Origin of the sequence: Clostridium sp. OF09-36 (assembly GCF_003481985.1) — a bacterium.
GTDB lineage: Bacteria > Bacillota > Clostridia > Lachnospirales > Lachnospiraceae > Brotaphodocola.
The window spans coordinates 129,215-144,795 of record NZ_QUMD01000002.1; the positions used below are offsets into that span (position 1 = coordinate 129,215).

Sequence of the window (15,581 nt, forward strand, 5' to 3'; positions counted from 1 at the left end):
CGTATGCAATTTCAGATTATACAGCTGACGGTCATTTTAAATTTCGAATCATCTACAATCAGTATTTTTTTCTTTTGTCCATATTTTTTATCACCCCACCAATCTATGAATTACTTTTATCAGTAATTCCACATCAACAGGCTTAGCAACATGTTCATCCATTCCTGCTTCTTTTGCTCTTATTCTGTCCTCCGTGAAGGCATTTGCTGTCATTGCAATGATCGGTATTTCCTTAGCATCCTCTCTGTCCATAGAACGAATCATTTTTGCTGCTTCATAACCATTCATTACCGGCATCATGATATCCATAAGAATGACATCAAATTTTTATTTTCCTTATTCTTTCCTGATAAAATCATTGTTGTTACGTCTATGAAATAACACCGTAAAAAAACACTGTCAGACAGACAGTGCACCTCATTTCATGCAACTGGCTGCCATTTTACAGGCCCTGTAGCTTTGCGTCCCAGACTTTCATCTGGTTTGCCGATTTCCTTATTATATCTTTTAAACTTATGTAAAAAACTGGTTTTATTATACTATAGCGCTCTACTGTACACAAGAAAAACATTACCGTTTTAACGCCTGAAAACAAAAAAAACAGCCGATATATATACTCGAACTGTTCTTCTACTTCCGAAGTCCACGCAGCATTGACATTACTGTTTCCTGCTCATTTGTACTCAGATCGTTCCATATCCCCAGAACTTCTTTCTGTTTTTCTGTCAGATTTTCTGAATTACCTTCCTGAAAAAACTGCGATAATGTCACGCCCAAAGCTGTACATATTTTTTCAAGTGTGATCAGCGACGGCAGGTTTTCCTGCGCCATGATTCTTCCCAGTGAGGACTGGGAAATTCCCGACAGCTGCGATAATCTGTATTTACTGATATCACGCTTTTCACATAAAGATGTTATTTTATCCGCAATATACTTCTCTATCTGCAAGTAACTATACCTCATTTCCGCTATTACATGTTCTTATTGTACCTGTAATAATGAAAAAATATTAGCAATCAACTTTGCAAGTATTCATTAGCATTATAGGAAGTATACGGATAAAAAAATATAAAGATACTTTCGTTTCCGCAAAAGTCATTTTCGCTTATATCGTTTTTATAATAGCACAGACAGTTATGTTTGTCACATAAAAGTTTCCTTCACGGAGGCCAACTCTCGCCTTGGCGTAGGATCTTTTGTATCATCTTTCAGCTGGCTGTTATCCTCAAGCTCCTTTGTCTGCTTTACTGCATACGGATTTACCTGAACTACACTGATCCCATTTGAGATCATCCAGGTCGCAAGGCAGAACCAGTAATGGCCGGTTGGTTCAAGACCAAGAACAATCTGTTTTTTATCGTATTCGGCTGCTATCTTTACTGCCCATTCCTTTGCTTTGCTTCTTCAGAAGCTCCTGCTGCTCGAAAATATTTACATTTGATACTCTCACTCAATGGGATCTGAGAACCATTGTAGATCATATCAACTCCACTCCCAGAGAAATCCTGGGTGGCCGCACTCCTTATGATGTTGCACTCGAAAACTACGGCATTGACATTTTAAAAGCACTTCAGCTTAGGCCGATTCCACCCGACGAGGTCAATCTAACACCTAAGCTGATTCGCTTTAACCGTTAACTTACCATAAAAATCTGCTGTCAGACTGGAATTTCGTAATTCACATTTTTAGGATGCGGCCTGTGGAATTTAGTCTCGCATACCAAATATTCAGAGGCCTCTTTCTTATGCCATAAACTCAGATTTTTATGAGAAGTCAGCTTAAGGGCGTGTGAAAAAATGAGAAATCATTTTTCACACGCCCCTTCTTTTTTATAGGCTATGTTTTTTCACAGCCCCTCAATTGTCTCTATAATCTTTTTCAAAGAATCTGCGGATTTCTTAAGCTTTAACGCTTCCTCTCCACTTAAATTAATAGGTATATCAGACTCAATGCCATCTGCACCTACAATAGCCGGCATACTTAACGATACTCCGTCAATGTCATATACTCCATGAATCATATGCGATACCGGGAGTATTGATTTTTCATCTCTCATAATCACTTCGCAGATTCTTTTTACAGACATTGCAATTCCATAATATGTAGCGTGCTTTTTGTTTATAATCTCATAAGCACTGTTCTTGACTGCTGCAGCTATTTCTGCCGTGTTTTCCTTGTGCTTGTAATGTCCACGCATTTCACACATTTCACTCAATGGAACACCGGATACATTGGCTGATGACCATGCTACAACTTCACTGTCTCCATGCTCACCTACTATAAATGCGTGAACACTCCTGCTGTCCACAGATAAATGCTCACCAAGCTTATATCTTAATCGCGCACTGTCTAACACTGTCCCCGATCCAATAACCCTGTTTTCCGGGAGTCCTGATAACTTTATGGCTACCTGTGTCAAAATATCTACCGGATTCGCTACTACAAGCATGATACCTGCAAAATTTCTCTTTGCTATTTCAGGAATGATTGACTTAAATATTGCTACATTTTTATTTACTAGATCAAGCCTTGTCTCTCCCGGTTTTTGCCCCGCTCCGGCAGATATGACAACAATTGCAGCATCAGCTACATCATCATAATCTCCAGCATATATCTTCATCGGACTGGCAAACGGAATACCATGACTGATATCCATTGCTTCTCCCTCTGCCTTGTTCTTGTCTGCATCGATAAGGACAAGCTCTGTAAATAAGCCACTCTGCATCAGGCAAATACCGATGCAGAACCAACAAAGCCGCAGCCTATCATTACTGCTTTTTTTGAATTAATCACTTTCTTCTTCGTAATAATCTCACCCCCTTAATAATTCTCTTCATGTACTTCAAAATAGCTCTGTGGATGATTACATACCGGACATACTTCAGGTGCCTTAGTTCCTACCACAATATGTCCGCAGTTACGGCATTCCCATACTTTAACTTCACTCTTTTCAAAAACTTTAGCAGTTTCAATATTCTTAAGAAGTGCACGATATCTTTCCTCATGGTGTTTCTCAATCTCAGCTACTGCCCTGAATTTTGCTGCAAGCTCAGGGAATCCTTCTTCCTCAGCTGTTTTAGCAAAGCCTTCATACATATCTGTCCACTCATAATTTTCGCCTTCTGCCGCTGCCGCCAGGTTTTCCTTTGTATCACCAATTCCTGCTAATTCCTTGAACCACATCTTTGCATGTTCTTTCTCATTATCTGCGGTTTTTAAAACAATGCTGACATCTGCTCGTAGCCTTCCTTTTTCGCTACAGAAGCAAAATAGGTATACTTATTTCTTGCCTGCGATTCCCCGGCAAATGCCTCCTGTAAATTTTTCTCAGTCTGTGTTCCTACGTATTTGTTTGCTACCATTTCTTTTTTCTCCGTTTTCTTTACTATTTTTTCAAAATCTGATGCTGGGTGCTTACATAAAGGACATATAAAATCATGCGGTAATTCTTCTCCTACATATTCATATCCACAAATTCTGCAACGCCATATTGTCTGCCCATCCTCGGTTTTTCCGACTGCCTGTGGCTTAGGTTTAATATTATTCTGGTAATAATCATATGTGACAGAAGGAACATTACTTAAAACTTCCATATCTGTTATCTCACCGATAAACATTGTATGTGATCCTAAGTCCTCCGTTTTATTAACTGTTACAGAAATGTATGCATTTGTACCTTCTGTAATATAATAAATACCATTTGTACCCCTAGCACACTTTTCAAATGCTTCAAATTTATTGGTATCCCTTCCTGATTGGAAGCCAAAATATTTGAACAATTCAAACTGTGCCTTCTGACTTAAGACTGATACTGTGAATTTTCCAGTTCTCTGAATCATGTCATGCGTGTAATTTGCTTTGTTGACGCAGATACTTAACTGGTTCGGTTCTGAAGCTGCCTGAATGGCTGTATTAATAATACATCCATTGTCTTTTTCATCTTCCCTGGCAGTCAGTACAAACAATCCATAACTCAACTTATACATTGCTTTCCTATCCATTTTTTTCCTCCCTGCATTTTAAGCAAATACCTTTAAATGAAATATCATAATCCAAAAATTCGATTCCATGAGTGTTATGAATTCTTTCCAGCAAATCCGGTATTTCATCCATATCTACATCTGAAACTTCACCGCATTTTGCACACCTGACATGGTAATGATTTTTCAATGAAAAATCGAACCTGTTCGGTCCATCCGGAACTTCAACCTTCCTTAACGAACCCTCATCTACCAATATATCAAGATTTCTATATACAGTTCCTTTTCCGATCGTAGGATATGCTGCTTTTATAAATTCATACACTTCATTTGCTGTAACATGTCTTCTCATTTCGTACACGGCATTTCTTACAAGATCTTTTTGAATGGTATTTCTCCTACTCGTCATCAGTCCTCCTTATTAGGATTTGTTCTTAATAAGGATTATATATCATCATTATTATATTGTCAATAACATAGTAATAATTCTCATTATTATTAAAAGATGCCCATGCTGAGCATCTTTTATCTAAATCATTGTTTTATTTTTCGTTCAAAAACATATTCAGTTTCTGATGATAAATCAGAACGGAATGAATAACCAAGTCTGTCGAATTTCTTAATATCCAGCGGATTCTCAATATTATTTTCTGCCATAAATCTGACCATTTCACCACGAGCCATCTTGGCATATGTACCTTTTGTTACCATTTTATCTCCAGAAGCTTCACAAAATGTAACCGAAATATATCTGTCCTGTGGTGTCAAATACTTTTCTATACATTTTGAGTATTCTTTTGATGCAAGATTAATAATAATCCTGCTGTCATCTATTACTGAGCGGTATAACAAGTCACCCCAGTACTCATACAGATTTTTGGCATCTCCAATCCTGATCTTTGCCTGCATTTCCAAACGATAAGGTGTCACACCATCCATTGGTTTCAGAGCACCATAAAATGCAGACAATATTCTCAAATGATTTTGCACATACTCAAGCTGCATATCTTCAAACACAGATGGTGCCATATATTGAAAAGCAATTCCTTCATATGATAAAACAGCCGGACTGAGCATCTGATAAAGATTCATATTTCCCAATCTATTGAAATTTTGTTCTGCAATCTTGTCATTACATTTCCAAATGCCTTTCAGTTCCTCTTTTGACTTACTTTTCAACCAACTTTGTATCTCTGTCGTCTTTTCAATAAATTCAGGCAATGCATCCGGTTCAATACTGTCAGTATCTGTAATCATCTTTTTAGCAGGGGATAATATTATCTTCATTGATCTAATTCCTTAAGCATATTTTCAGGATCATCTGCAGCCTTGACTTTGTCATTTGCCTTTATAATAACCCCCTGTTCATCAATAAGATATGTGGTTCTTACTACTCCCATAGATACTTTGCCATAATTTTTCTTTTCTTTCCATACATCATAAGCTTCAATAACTTTTCGCTCTGGATCTGCTAAAAGTGTAAATGCCAATCCATATTTTTCCTCAAATCTCTTGTGAGACGCTACAGAATCCTTACTGACTCCAAGAATAACTGCACCTTTTTCGGTAAACTGAGGGTATCTCTCGGAAAAACCACATGCCTGCTTCGTACATCCTGGTGTATTATCCCTTGGATAAAAATACAAAATTACTTTTTTTCCTGTATAATCCGATAATCTATGTATTTTCCCATTTTGATCTGGCAACTCAAAATCAGGTGCCTTAATTCCTACTTCCAACATTATTTATTCCTCCCTATCTGTAACTTTCTCTTTTTTTGCCTTTTCTTTTCTATTCCCAGTAATCATTTTATGACCTGTATATATCGCCATTACCATACATAACATAGAACTTAAAGCAAAGTATTTATGACTTGATTTTAGCTTTTTATATCCAGTGTAATAAGTCCCAAACATTGTAATTAATGCTCCAACTGACCAATATTTATGTGCTTTCATGTAATTCCTCCATTTTTTCAGTGTATTCAATTGTAATTATACTCTGCCACATTCCTGTGTCAATTTGATAATAGCGCATTCCTATAAATTTTTCAGAATATCATGGTTAAAACTATGTATTGTTATCCTATCATTTTTCTTTGAAAAATCTAACCCAAAACTTACCTTCAGGAAATTACTATTTCATCTCTTTTCCATCTATTACAACTTTCCCAACCGATGAGACTATATATGATATTATAAGACTATATAAAAGGAGGGCCTGAAATGCCGATTCCACGTGAAATCCTGAACGTTGAACGTCCCGTAAATACAGTTGTCATTGCCTACGGCAGAGACAAACATCTATACAATAGAAAGCACGCTCCACATACTTTCTATTGTATAGAATAATTAGAGCCATTTTAGAGCCAACCGACATAAAACAACGCCGGAAATGCCCATTTTATCAGCATCTCCGGCGTTCTGTCCCTTATTCAAACTCAATCGTTGCCGGCGCCATATCTGCTTCTTCGTATTCCGGCAGTTCACGCAGCTTCTCTACTGTCGCGTAAGTACAGTCTGTTCCATAAATCTTTGTTCCGATGATCTCCAGATTGGTTTTCGCCACATAGGCCCGGATTTTGTCTTCCGCAGCGTTCAGTGCCCGCCTGCCGCCAATGATCAGAAGCTTTTTTCCATAAGATTCGCAGACCGGACCGATTTTATCATAAATCTTATCTCCGATTGAATAGTTTGGTAAATGAACCTCATAATTTTCCAGCTTCACTCGTTTCGCTCCTCCTGGTTATTCCACATGATTTCGATCTGTCAGGATAATTCCCTTATATCTTGGAGAAGTCCGCTCTAATTCATAGCACTCTCCCTCCGGTGTCGGATACTGGTCCACGAAATCACGGATCTGTTTCATTTCGTCTTCTGTCAGATCAAATTCCAGTGTCTGAAGATTGGACTTCACATGTTTGGAGTTTCTCGTTCCAACCATAACCGCCCCTACGCTCTTCTGATTTAAGATATACTGGGTTGCCACATTGGCAATCGTCACTCCATGATGATCCGCAATGGCCTTCAGTACCGGAAGCAGCTTCTGCATGCCATCCCAGCCCAACGAATCCTCAATGATCTGCATATACTTAACCTGGGAACGGGTTTCCGGTGCCTCATATTTTTTTCCCATGTAGCGCTCCGCCAGAAATCCCCCTGCCAGCGTGCCATACGCAAAGGTATAAATACCATGCTCCGCGCTGTAATCCAGAAGTGTGCGTTCCGGACGGCGGTCAAATACAGAATACTGTGCCTGATTGGATACCACCGGAATTCCCGCATCCACCATCTGTTTTAACGCATTAGTGTCCATGTTGCACATGCCGATGTTGCGGATCTTTCCTTTCTCCTGCAGCTTCACCAGATCAAAGGCGGTCTCCATCATACCCGGAACATCAAAATCCCACCAATGGAACTGAACCAGATCCAGAGCCTCCCGGTGCATTCTCTTCAAAGAACGGTCCACGATGCCTTCCGTGTACTTCATATTGATGACCGGAAGCACATCTTTATCCGGCACAAATTTGGTGTGAATCTGAATATCCTCCTCCTGATAATGTCCGCTGCCCTTTAAGTCCATAACAAACCGGCCCAGCACTTCCTCTGCCCCCGTATAAATATCCGCGCAGTCAAAGGTTGTAAAGCCCTGCTCCACCAGCTCATGGAACGCGCGAATGGCATCATCGTAGTCCAGATGTCCCTGCAGACAATGCTCCGCAGACAGCTGCCAGCACCCATTGATGACTCGGTTAAAGGTATATCCATTTTTAAATTGACATTTTTTCCGCATGATAGATTTCCTCTTTTCTTAGACTTCGTTTTCTCTCTCCGGTTTCCGGATCGGCACCACGGTACACTGCCCATGACTCTGAATCCGTTTTCCCACTCTTGTGATTTTAAATCTGGCTCCACAGTTCGGATCCGGACAGGCAATCTCCGTATCCGAAAGCATCCAGTCATTGGGATCCAGTGGCCGCTGCTTTGCCGGAAGCACCGGAAGAAGGGCACTTAAGGAATACATGGAAAAGGATGTATCCTTCGGGAACACCAGATTTTCCCCCTGTACTAGAAAATAATCTCCCGCCTTGTGGCTGCACACCATCGGCCGGTCTGTGGCTATCACTTCCACTTTTAAATCATATAAAGTAAATGTATCATCCATTCTGTCTGCTCCTTTTTATTCTTCTTTCTGACATCCCCAGCCAGTCAGTACTGCCCCCAAAAATACAGCAAATAATACAAAGCCATAAATAGTTCCGCCTGCTACAACAACAGGAGAAAGTCCGGTCAGGGCAGATCCGATAAATACAAACACACTCATAAACGGAATGATGGCCGGGAGACTGTTGGCCGTACCATCCAGCAGGTTTGCTCTGCGATACGGATGAATATTTCTTGCCGCTCCGATCTTATTTAAAATCGGGCCAAACGTCAGAATGGAAGCACTGGTCACACCGCCTAAGAGAATCGTCGTAAACGCGATGCCCATCATGCAGACCAGCTCTGCTCCCTGGGTGGTGCCAGCCATCCGGCTGTCCAGAATCTTCTCGGCAATCAGATTCAGCATACCCGCATCACTCAGAACACCCATGATGCCAAACACGGAAATGACCAGCGCGCAGGTCGGTAAAATATTGTTAATACCGTCAATCAAAAATCCTACTGCCGCATTGTTTGCCGCGTCATTAGAAAACACCTGGGCCGGAGTGAAAAGTCCTGCAGCCAGACCAACCACGGTACCCGTTACCAGACCCACTAAAATACCTTCGTAAATATTTCTCGTTTTTGTTGAAACAGTTAACATCAGAACAACCGGGATCAGCATCACCAGAGAAACCGGATTGGCTGCCGCGTCAATGGAACCGCCCTCATATACACCGCCCATGCCGCCGAAGACCGCAAAGATCACAATCGTGATCAGGCCCGCCACTGCGGAATATTTAATACGACTGGAAACAACACCGCCGATATCTGCCGGCTTTCCATTTTTAAACTGCTGGGTCGATGCAGATGCAATGGTCGTATCTGAAATCGGAGCCAGATTGTCACCGAAAATTGCGCCAGACACAATACATCCCGCCATCATCATTTCATTCGCGCCCAGCATAATGCCAGCCGGATAAAAAATCGGAAACGCGATAAACATGGTTCCGATGGAAGAGCCGGTTGCCGTGGAAACAATGCAGGAAGCAATAAATGTAAATGCCACAAAGATGCCGCCCTTCATGCCAACCGCATTCGCGATCCACACAAAACCGCCGGAAAGGCCGCACAGTTTAATCAGAGCACTGAACATACCGACCAGCAATAAAATCACAACAACCGACACCGATGTGATTGAGGAAATGCCCTTGATGGCACTCTCCCAAAAATCACTGTAGCTGGTACAGAAAACGCCGCCGATCAGAAGCGCCAGAAAACCACCTACCGCAAGTGCCTCCATATTGAAGGCCTTAAATCCAATGAAAAGCACCATGCAGAAGAACACATAAATTGCTACCGGAATCAGCGACATCCCGATTCCGCCCCGAAACTGAAGTTTTCTCTCTTCACTCATACTTTTTTCCTTCCTTTCTCTTGTTTCCTGTGCTGTAAAAATCTTCAGGAGCTGTCTGGAAATTGTTCCTGGCACCTCCGGCTGACATTCAAGAGTCCGGCGGAGCGTTTTTATTTCATAAGACACTATTTCCTATGAAACAAAAAAAGCCCGCCCCTGAACTACGTTCAAGGACAGGCTGTTATATACCTGCGGTACCACCTTGTTTGGTGCCAAGCACCCACTCTTTACAGAATGCCATTACATTCCTGGTCCGTTAACGCTGACCGTTGCGTCGCAGCTACTAAAGTCTGACCTGTTTTCCAGACCATTCCCTTTCACCTTGCCCTCTGAGGCCCACTTACCACGACACTCTGTCCGGATTCCACCACCCCGAACTCTCTGTGAGACTGCTTATATGGTACAACTTCCTCTTCAATGGTTTAAAGCAATGATAGCAATGGAACTGAGAAATGTCAAGTATATAATTTTTAGAAAAGCGTAAGAATGCCGTAATTCAGACATTTTTCTCGACAGACGGCCATTCCATTATTATAATACAGGTACCGGGGCACTGCATTCCCTGACCCGGAATCTATATCTGCTTTTAGAGGAACTGCCTATGAATATCACGGTAATTTACGCTTCCGGCCGAAAAACCAGATCAAGCACTTACCAGATCGCACAGATGCTCATCAAAGAACTCCTGGAAGATGGAACCTGTTTTTCCTTCTTTCTCCCGGATGACATGCCTCACATCTGTACCGGATGCCGCGCCTGCATCCTTGGAAAAGAGCAGGCCTGCGGAGGTGCTGCCGCCATGGCGCCCATCCTTGAGGCTATGGAACAGTCCGGGCTGATTCTGTTCTGTGCGCCCACTTATGTATATCATGTTCCTGGACAGATGAAATCCCTGCTTGACCACCTCGCATACCGTTGGATGGTTCACCGCCCTGATCTTACTTTCATGAAAAGCAGGCAGTCATCATTAACACAGCTGCAGGCGGCGGTATGCGCTCCACCGTCCGCGATATCAAAGACAGTACAGAAAACCTGGGATTCGCGAGAACCCACTGCATTTCCCAAAGCGTATGGGATTACGCCTGGAATGATCTGCCGGAATCTTTCCGGAAATCCATTCAGCATAAGGTAACACGTACCGCCCGGAATGTCCGGCACTGTGCCAGACATCTGACTCCGTCGCCGAAAGTATGGTGCGAGTTCACCCTCTATCGTTTTCTGCATAAGCACAAGAAAATGAGCACAGTCGATGATGCTTACTGGCAGGAACATGGCTACAACACAGGGTGGCCCTGGAAAAGCAAAAAAGCATTATAATTACCGAAACCCTTTTCGTTTTCTTGCCGCTCCGATCAGTTCTTCTGCCTCATCAAACGCGCCGGGCAGATAGCTTTCCATCCACTCTTTTCCCTCTTTTTCCTGTTTCTTGATTTCAGCCCAGTTCACCAGAACTTCATCCGAGCCGGAAACCGCTGTGGTTCCAAACACATGCGGGTGCCGGCGAATCATTTTATCCGTGATTCCACGCATGACATCCTCCAGCGTAAATAAGCCTTCTTCCTTTGCAATCTGCGCATGCATGACCACCTGCAAAAGCAGGTCGCCCAACTCTTCTTTTAAGTTCTCTGCATTTCCCGTCTGCTCCAGAATGTTGATGCCGCCAACCACCTCCGCGGCCTCCTCCACACAGGCTGCTTTCAGGGAACCATGGGTCTGCTCCCGGTCCCAGGGGCATCCGTCCTCCGCGCGAAGACGGGCAATAACCTGTACCAGCCGGTTTAATTCTTTGTCTAATGGATTGTAATTGTCGTTCATAACAAATCTCCCGTTTTATCTTATTTCTTCATTTCTTTTACATTATGCCATAGCGTAAATCCGACGCCCACCCAGATAAAGCAAAACGCGATCAGGCGGTGAACCTCCAGCGGTTCATGGAAATAAAAGAGTTCCATAAGGAACTGAATCGTAGGATTCACATACATCAAAATCCCCGTCAAATAATAAGGAATCATGCGGACTCCCCTGTTAAATAACAAAAGCGGCACAGAAGTAATCGCTCCTGCTATCGGAAAAAGCAGAAACTGCATTCCATGAAGGACTCCCAGACTTCCATTACCATTCATTTCGCTGTAAATACAGAAAAGAAGCGCGATCGGCGTCACAAACAACGTTTCCGCAAACAGGGAAAGTCCTGCATCTAAATGCACACTCTTTTTCACAGCTCCGTAAAAAGCAAAGCTCAACCCGATCACCATAGCCATAACCGGAACCATCCGGTACACACCAATCAGATACCCCACTCCAATCAGGGAAAACAGTGCCGTCATCTGCTCTAACCGGCTCATCCTTCATGAAAGAAAAACACGCCGATGGCTGTGACAAAAATCGGCTCCAGAAAATATCCCAGGCTGGCATCCAGCACATGTCCCGAATTGATAGCGAAAATATATACGCCCCAGTTAATACACACCAGCACACCACTGACCATGCAGCAGCACACTGTCTTTTTATCATGAAAGATCTTTCTGATATCTCCCATCCACCCGGTCACGGCCAGATGGCCAAACATAAAAATCATGGACCAGACCACTCTCTGGGCCAGTACATAAGCGGAATTTACCTCTGCAAGAAGATTCCAAAATACGGTGAGTAATCCCTAGCAGATGTATGTAATTGTAACACTGATCGTTCCTTTTCTTTTTGTAGTATCCATATGTCGTTTCTCCTGTTGTCTGTCAATCCGTCCTATTCTTGCGGCCAGAATAAATCATCCAGTGTTTTATCCAGTGCCTTGCAGATTGCGATGCATAAGTAAATGCTTGGATTATAGTCTCCCTTTTCAATTGCGCTGATCGTCTGCCGGGACACACTGCAAAGCTTTGCAAGTTCTTCCTGCGACAGATCCTTTCCGGCTCTCGCAGCCTTCATTCTAAGATTCTTCATCTTCTTCCTCATTTCTACCGGCTTTTCGAATCACGATAGCTCCGGAAATCAGCAGGAAACAGATTACGCACAGAAGGTTAGCCCCTCCCGCCCCAAAGTCCAGCACACCATGTTCCAAAAAACGGCCGCTGCGGATGCTCTGGAATAAAGATGCGCCGTTGCTCACAATAAGAAATACGCATAACAGAAGATACCGGTTTCCGTTTTCCAGTACCCGGAAGAATGCATTGTTCAAGATAGAATATACAGCAAACACAGTAACTCCTGCATATAAGATCACGAACAGCAGCATATCGGTTGTCATATAATTCGAGATATTCAAACCATCTGCGTCATACAAAAGTCCCGTCACAGCCAGCAGCACAATAACTGCCGAAAAACCCAGCTTATACGCATCCCCCCGGATCTGCAGCTGCATTTCATCATAATGCAGTGCACCGGCTTTTTTCCTGGTGACAAGAAAAATGATACAAAATATTAACGTAAAACTCAATAGTGCGGCAAAACTATGGTTCAACATAAAAACCCTCCTCCTTGTTTTTTATATTACGTGTTTTGTCTTGTTGAGTTCATTGTAATATTTCGCGTGCATTATGTCAAGTTTATTTTACATTTTTCTTTTAAATGCGAACATCAGGACGTTGCGCGATATTATGAAAAAGTCGGAGAATCCGCGTATGAATGGATTTCCCGACTTCATCTTATTCTCTACCAATAACCATTTCTTCTATCTTCCAACTCCACAAGCGCATTATATAATTGCTCTTGCAATTCCACCTTCGAAAGACTGTTTACATATTCCCGAAGTTCCTCAAAATGCTGCCGTTCCTCCTCTTCTTCCTCCTTCTCCCATTCTTCCACCTTTTTCAGAAACTCGTCCACAACTGTAGGTTCTGCTGTAAAATACAAGGCTATCATATGCTTGCAGATCACTCGTCTGCCAGCAGCAAAAGGACAATTACAATTTGACTTTCTTGGATGCAGTTTATCAATATGTACAGAATAACTGTTTCCGTCGCTTCCAAATACTATTCCATCATAAGTCTCTTCTCCCGTCTTTTTCCATGAACGCACTTTTTTATTTTTATAATAGTCCATACCTCGCCAAACTGAATTGCCGCTGGCCAGTTCTATTAACCCCATTCCATCACACCTCCTCTGCCAATGTTATCTTATTGTTTTCTAATTTCACCACCTTAAAACTTTTATCCGAAACATTCAGGCCATCGCAGTTTCTTAAGAAAAGCATGTACTGATTTGAAAATTCGAAATTAATAAACCGTCGCATGCCATAATAATCATCCATCACATCGTAAGTAATGTCCTCGATTATCGCCGTGGCCTTTTCGTCATTGATAAGAGCCGCAGCCTTGATAATAAATTCTTCCGGATTATCCTTAAACTGCTTAAACACATTTGGTTGAATACCCTTCAGAACCTGAATGACTGCCTTGCGGATGAGTCCTGTTTTATCCACAAGCTTGCCGATCAGATCGTATTTCACATTCGTACTGGCAGTTATAGTACGACCGTAGCTTGCAGACTCTTCTTTCACAAAGGAAGCCCCGGATACCAGCTCTTCCTTGGACTCAATTGTCTCCATTGTTCCTGTTTCCACCTTGAAGACGATTTTGGATACTCTAAGTTTACAATCAAGAGACTGAATAGCCTTGCGGATCAGCTCCTCGGTATCAAAGTCAACCACGTAGGTAGATTTGGCATTAATCTTCGCCCACAGTGCCTTAAATTCAGGCATAGCAAGCTTATTTTCATCCACATGCAACTCCACGTTATTACTTCTGGCATTTTCAGGCATCATAGATTTGCCGTCATAAACAGTATCGATAATCTCAATCACAGAAGCAGCAGAATCTGCCACTTCCTCAGCAACCTTAATCTCATGATTAGCCTTGTCGGCATAGTATTTATCTGTGAGGATACCTTTCTTGTCAATGTAGCCGTTGACTATCAAGTCAAAATGAATCGCTCTTGCCGTATCCTGATCGACAACCTGTTCATTGCCCTTATCATCCTTAATTACCTTACCAACAAATAAGTCTTCCGTAATCGCACGAGGTCGATCAGCCACTGCTTCGGCAATTTCTGTTTGTAAACCTTTTGCAAAACTATCATAGCTTTCACTGGCAATAACGGTCAGCACATTGACATTCTGTACGTCTTCCCCCAGCGCATTGGCGTCCATACGCTCACCGTCCTGATTGACGCAAAGGCGCAGTCCACGCCCAACTTCCTGGCGCTTACGTACCTCACTGCTGCTCTGCTTCAAGGTACAGATCTGGAATACATTCGGGTTATCCCAGCCCTCTCTCAGGGCAGAATGAGAGAAGATAAAACGAACCGGAGAACGCTTTGGATCACGCTCCAACAGCAATTCTTTGTTCTTCATAATCAGCTCATAGGCATCCACATCATCCGTCGTGCTTTCCTTTCGTCCCACCTTGGAGTCAATCATATTACCCTTTTTGTCTATGGAGAAGTATCCGGCGTGAGTCCTCTCAACAGGAATCGCCTGCAAATACTTCATGTAGTCATCCTCACCGATGCCGATCTGCAAACTACCAATGATATCATTATACTCTTCCACGAACATCATCGCCAGAAATCCGAAACAATGTATCGGATTTCTCTTTTATGAATTTCCGAAACAATGTTTCGGAAATTCGTCCCTGATAGTTCAAATAAAACTTTCTTGCATTTTCAAGAGTATCAACAGAAAATCCCTTTTCATATAACTCCCTATATGAAAAACCATACATTGTTCAGAAACCATGTCATCTTCATCATCCATTTCAATTAAATCCCATTACCTTCTAAAAGTCCAAAAATATAATATGCCGCCACCTACACACAATTCTCGTTTTTGGTTTTGGGTCAATGTTTGGTCAAAGGGCAGAAAAAATCCCCGCAAGCCCTTATTTTTCAAGGGTTTGCGGGGTTGTGTTACTATTCAAACTCTACAAAGACTAACGCTTTTTGTTTAGGAATTATTCTCTGTAATGTTTCTCGTTCTTTTGATTATTTGATATATCCATATTATCCTGCCTATACGAGCTAATGTTATCATTTTGTTATCGGCAT

The 15,581-nt window shown here is 42.2% G+C and carries 19 protein-coding genes, 3 pseudogenes and 1 riboswitch; of the genes and pseudogenes, 1 reads left to right on the top strand and 21 read right to left on the bottom strand.

The window, feature by feature from the left end; all coding sequences use genetic code 11:
• Positions 1-90: 90 nt before the first annotated feature.
• From DXA97_RS02315 to DXA97_RS02380, 14 genes and pseudogenes are all read right to left on the bottom strand, one after another.
• Positions 91-315 carry a response regulator gene (locus DXA97_RS02315; protein ID WP_347561436.1) on the bottom strand — a complete coding sequence of 75 codons (225 nt, stop codon included), beginning with the start codon at positions 313-315 and terminating at the stop codon, positions 91-93.
• A gap of 107 nt (positions 316-422) precedes the next feature.
• Positions 423-498, bottom strand: a riboswitch (cyclic di-GMP riboswitch).
• Positions 499-630: 132 nt separating this feature from the next.
• Entirely contained in the window at positions 631-948 is a 318-nt protein-coding gene (locus DXA97_RS02320; RefSeq protein ID WP_117449860.1) for a helix-turn-helix transcriptional regulator, read from the bottom strand.
• A 195-nt stretch (positions 949-1,143) separates the two neighbouring features.
• A complete protein-coding gene (locus DXA97_RS02325) occupies positions 1,144-1,374 on the bottom strand; it encodes a transposase (protein WP_279221126.1) in 231 nt (76 codons plus the stop codon).
• Positions 1,375-1,846: 472 nt separating this feature from the next.
• Positions 1,847-2,793: pseudogene (locus tag DXA97_RS02335) on the bottom strand (L-lactate dehydrogenase).
• Positions 2,794-2,820: 27 nt separating this feature from the next.
• A pseudogene (gene rbr, locus DXA97_RS20435) lies at positions 2,821-3,362 on the bottom strand (rubrerythrin).
• 72 nt (positions 3,363-3,434) lie between these two features.
• Positions 3,435-4,001 (bottom strand): annotated as a pseudogene (locus tag DXA97_RS21815) (flavin reductase); the annotation flags it as partial.
• Positions 3,994-4,389, bottom strand: coding sequence for a transcriptional repressor (locus DXA97_RS02345; protein ID WP_118543350.1), 396 nt, complete (start codon positions 4,387-4,389; stop codon positions 3,994-3,996). The pseudogene DXA97_RS21815 and the gene DXA97_RS02345, both read right to left, overlap by 8 nt.
• Positions 4,390-4,514: 125 nt before the next feature.
• Positions 4,515-5,267, bottom strand: a complete 753-nt coding sequence (gene yaaA / locus DXA97_RS02350) for a peroxide stress protein YaaA (RefSeq protein WP_118718450.1) — start codon at positions 5,265-5,267, stop codon at positions 4,515-4,517.
• A complete protein-coding gene (gene bcp, locus DXA97_RS02355; protein WP_118718451.1) occupies positions 5,264-5,722 on the bottom strand; it encodes a thioredoxin-dependent thiol peroxidase in 459 nt (152 codons plus the stop codon). Before bcp ends, yaaA begins: the two co-directional genes overlap by 4 nt.
• Before the next feature lie 3 nt (positions 5,723-5,725).
• Positions 5,726-5,938 carry a DUF6219 family protein gene (locus DXA97_RS02360; protein ID WP_117649891.1) on the bottom strand — a complete coding sequence of 71 codons (213 nt, stop codon included), beginning with the start codon at positions 5,936-5,938 and terminating at the stop codon, positions 5,726-5,728.
• A 472-nt stretch (positions 5,939-6,410) separates the two neighbouring features.
• Positions 6,411-6,707, bottom strand: coding sequence for a hypothetical protein (locus tag DXA97_RS02365; protein ID WP_243107524.1), 297 nt, complete (start codon positions 6,705-6,707; stop codon positions 6,411-6,413).
• Between the two features lie 18 nt (positions 6,708-6,725).
• Positions 6,726-7,772 (bottom strand): aldo/keto reductase, encoded by a 1,047-nt coding sequence (locus DXA97_RS02370; protein WP_118718452.1) that lies wholly within the window; start codon positions 7,770-7,772, stop codon positions 6,726-6,728.
• 18 nt (positions 7,773-7,790) lie between these two features.
• Positions 7,791-8,144, bottom strand: coding sequence for a TIGR04076 family protein (locus DXA97_RS02375; RefSeq protein WP_118529945.1), 354 nt, complete (start codon positions 8,142-8,144; stop codon positions 7,791-7,793).
• Between the two features lie 15 nt (positions 8,145-8,159).
• Positions 8,160-9,539 (bottom strand): Na+/H+ antiporter NhaC family protein, encoded by a 1,380-nt coding sequence (locus tag DXA97_RS02380; RefSeq protein WP_118718558.1) that lies wholly within the window; start codon positions 9,537-9,539, stop codon positions 8,160-8,162.
• A gap of 601 nt (positions 9,540-10,140) precedes the next feature.
• Here DXA97_RS02380 and DXA97_RS02385 point away from each other — a divergent pair.
• The gene (locus tag DXA97_RS02385; protein ID WP_118718453.1) at positions 10,141-10,671 is read left to right on the top strand and encodes an NAD(P)H-dependent oxidoreductase; all 531 of its coding nucleotides are present in this window, start codon (positions 10,141-10,143) and stop codon (positions 10,669-10,671) included.
• A 185-nt stretch (positions 10,672-10,856) separates the two neighbouring features.
• Here DXA97_RS02385 and DXA97_RS02390 read toward each other — a convergent pair whose 3' ends face one another.
• From DXA97_RS02390 to DXA97_RS02420, 7 genes are all read right to left on the bottom strand, one after another.
• Positions 10,857-11,354, bottom strand: a complete 498-nt coding sequence (locus DXA97_RS02390; RefSeq protein ID WP_118543686.1) for a MazG family protein — start codon at positions 11,352-11,354, stop codon at positions 10,857-10,859.
• Between the two features lie 20 nt (positions 11,355-11,374).
• Complete coding sequence (locus tag DXA97_RS02395; protein WP_118718454.1) at positions 11,375-11,884, bottom strand: hypothetical protein; 510 nt, start codon at positions 11,882-11,884, stop codon at positions 11,375-11,377.
• Positions 11,881-12,129: an EamA family transporter gene (locus tag DXA97_RS02400; RefSeq protein ID WP_182436777.1), complete on the bottom strand. Its 249-nt coding sequence runs from the start codon at positions 12,127-12,129 to the stop codon at positions 11,881-11,883. The genes DXA97_RS02395 and DXA97_RS02400 overlap by 4 nt, the downstream gene beginning before the upstream one ends.
• Positions 12,130-12,284: 155 nt before the next feature.
• Entirely contained in the window at positions 12,285-12,482 is a 198-nt protein-coding gene (locus DXA97_RS02405) for a helix-turn-helix transcriptional regulator (protein WP_118718456.1), read from the bottom strand.
• Positions 12,469-13,002 carry a hypothetical protein gene (locus tag DXA97_RS02410; protein WP_118543683.1) on the bottom strand — a complete coding sequence of 178 codons (534 nt, stop codon included), beginning with the start codon at positions 13,000-13,002 and terminating at the stop codon, positions 12,469-12,471. The genes DXA97_RS02405 and DXA97_RS02410 overlap by 14 nt, the downstream gene beginning before the upstream one ends.
• A gap of 188 nt (positions 13,003-13,190) precedes the next feature.
• Positions 13,191-13,625: an SWIM zinc finger family protein gene (locus tag DXA97_RS02415; RefSeq protein WP_118718457.1), complete on the bottom strand. Its 435-nt coding sequence runs from the start codon at positions 13,623-13,625 to the stop codon at positions 13,191-13,193.
• A gap of 4 nt (positions 13,626-13,629) precedes the next feature.
• On the bottom strand, positions 13,630-15,087 hold the full coding sequence (locus DXA97_RS02420) for a type III restriction endonuclease subunit R (protein WP_243107526.1): 1,458 nt from the start codon (positions 15,085-15,087) through the stop codon (positions 13,630-13,632).
• Positions 15,088-15,581 lie beyond the last annotated feature (494 nt).

Excerpts from the sequence above, each read along its gene's own strand:
- DXA97_RS02345 (WP_118543350.1), bottom strand. The coding sequence starts at position 4,389 with ATGACGAGTAGGAGAAATACCATTCAAAAAGATCTTGTAAGAAATGCC.
- yaaA (WP_118718450.1), bottom strand. The coding sequence starts at position 5,267 with ATGAAGATAATATTATCCCCTGCTAAAAAGATGATTACAGATACTGAC.
- bcp (WP_118718451.1), bottom strand. The coding sequence starts at position 5,722 with ATGTTGGAAGTAGGAATTAAGGCACCTGATTTTGAGTTGCCAGATCAA.
- DXA97_RS02360 (WP_117649891.1), bottom strand. The coding sequence starts at position 5,938 with ATGAAAGCACATAAATATTGGTCAGTTGGAGCATTAATTACAATGTTT.
- DXA97_RS02370 (WP_118718452.1), bottom strand. The coding sequence starts at position 7,772 with ATGCGGAAAAAATGTCAATTTAAAAATGGATATACCTTTAACCGAGTC.
- DXA97_RS02375 (WP_118529945.1), bottom strand. The coding sequence starts at position 8,144 with ATGGATGATACATTTACTTTATATGATTTAAAAGTGGAAGTGATAGCC.
- DXA97_RS02380 (WP_118718558.1), bottom strand. The coding sequence starts at position 9,539 with ATGAGTGAAGAGAGAAAACTTCAGTTTCGGGGCGGAATCGGGATGTCG.
- DXA97_RS02385 (WP_118718453.1), top strand. The coding sequence starts at position 10,141 with ATGAATATCACGGTAATTTACGCTTCCGGCCGAAAAACCAGATCAAGC.
- DXA97_RS02390 (WP_118543686.1), bottom strand. The coding sequence starts at position 11,354 with ATGAACGACAATTACAATCCATTAGACAAAGAATTAAACCGGCTGGTA.
- DXA97_RS02395 (WP_118718454.1), bottom strand. The coding sequence starts at position 11,884 with ATGAGCCGGTTAGAGCAGATGACGGCACTGTTTTCCCTGATTGGAGTG.
- DXA97_RS02405 (WP_118718456.1), bottom strand. The coding sequence starts at position 12,482 with ATGAAGAATCTTAGAATGAAGGCTGCGAGAGCCGGAAAGGATCTGTCG.
- DXA97_RS02410 (WP_118543683.1), bottom strand. The coding sequence starts at position 13,002 with ATGTTGAACCATAGTTTTGCCGCACTATTGAGTTTTACGTTAATATTT.
- DXA97_RS02415 (WP_118718457.1), bottom strand. The coding sequence starts at position 13,625 with ATGGGGTTAATAGAACTGGCCAGCGGCAATTCAGTTTGGCGAGGTATG.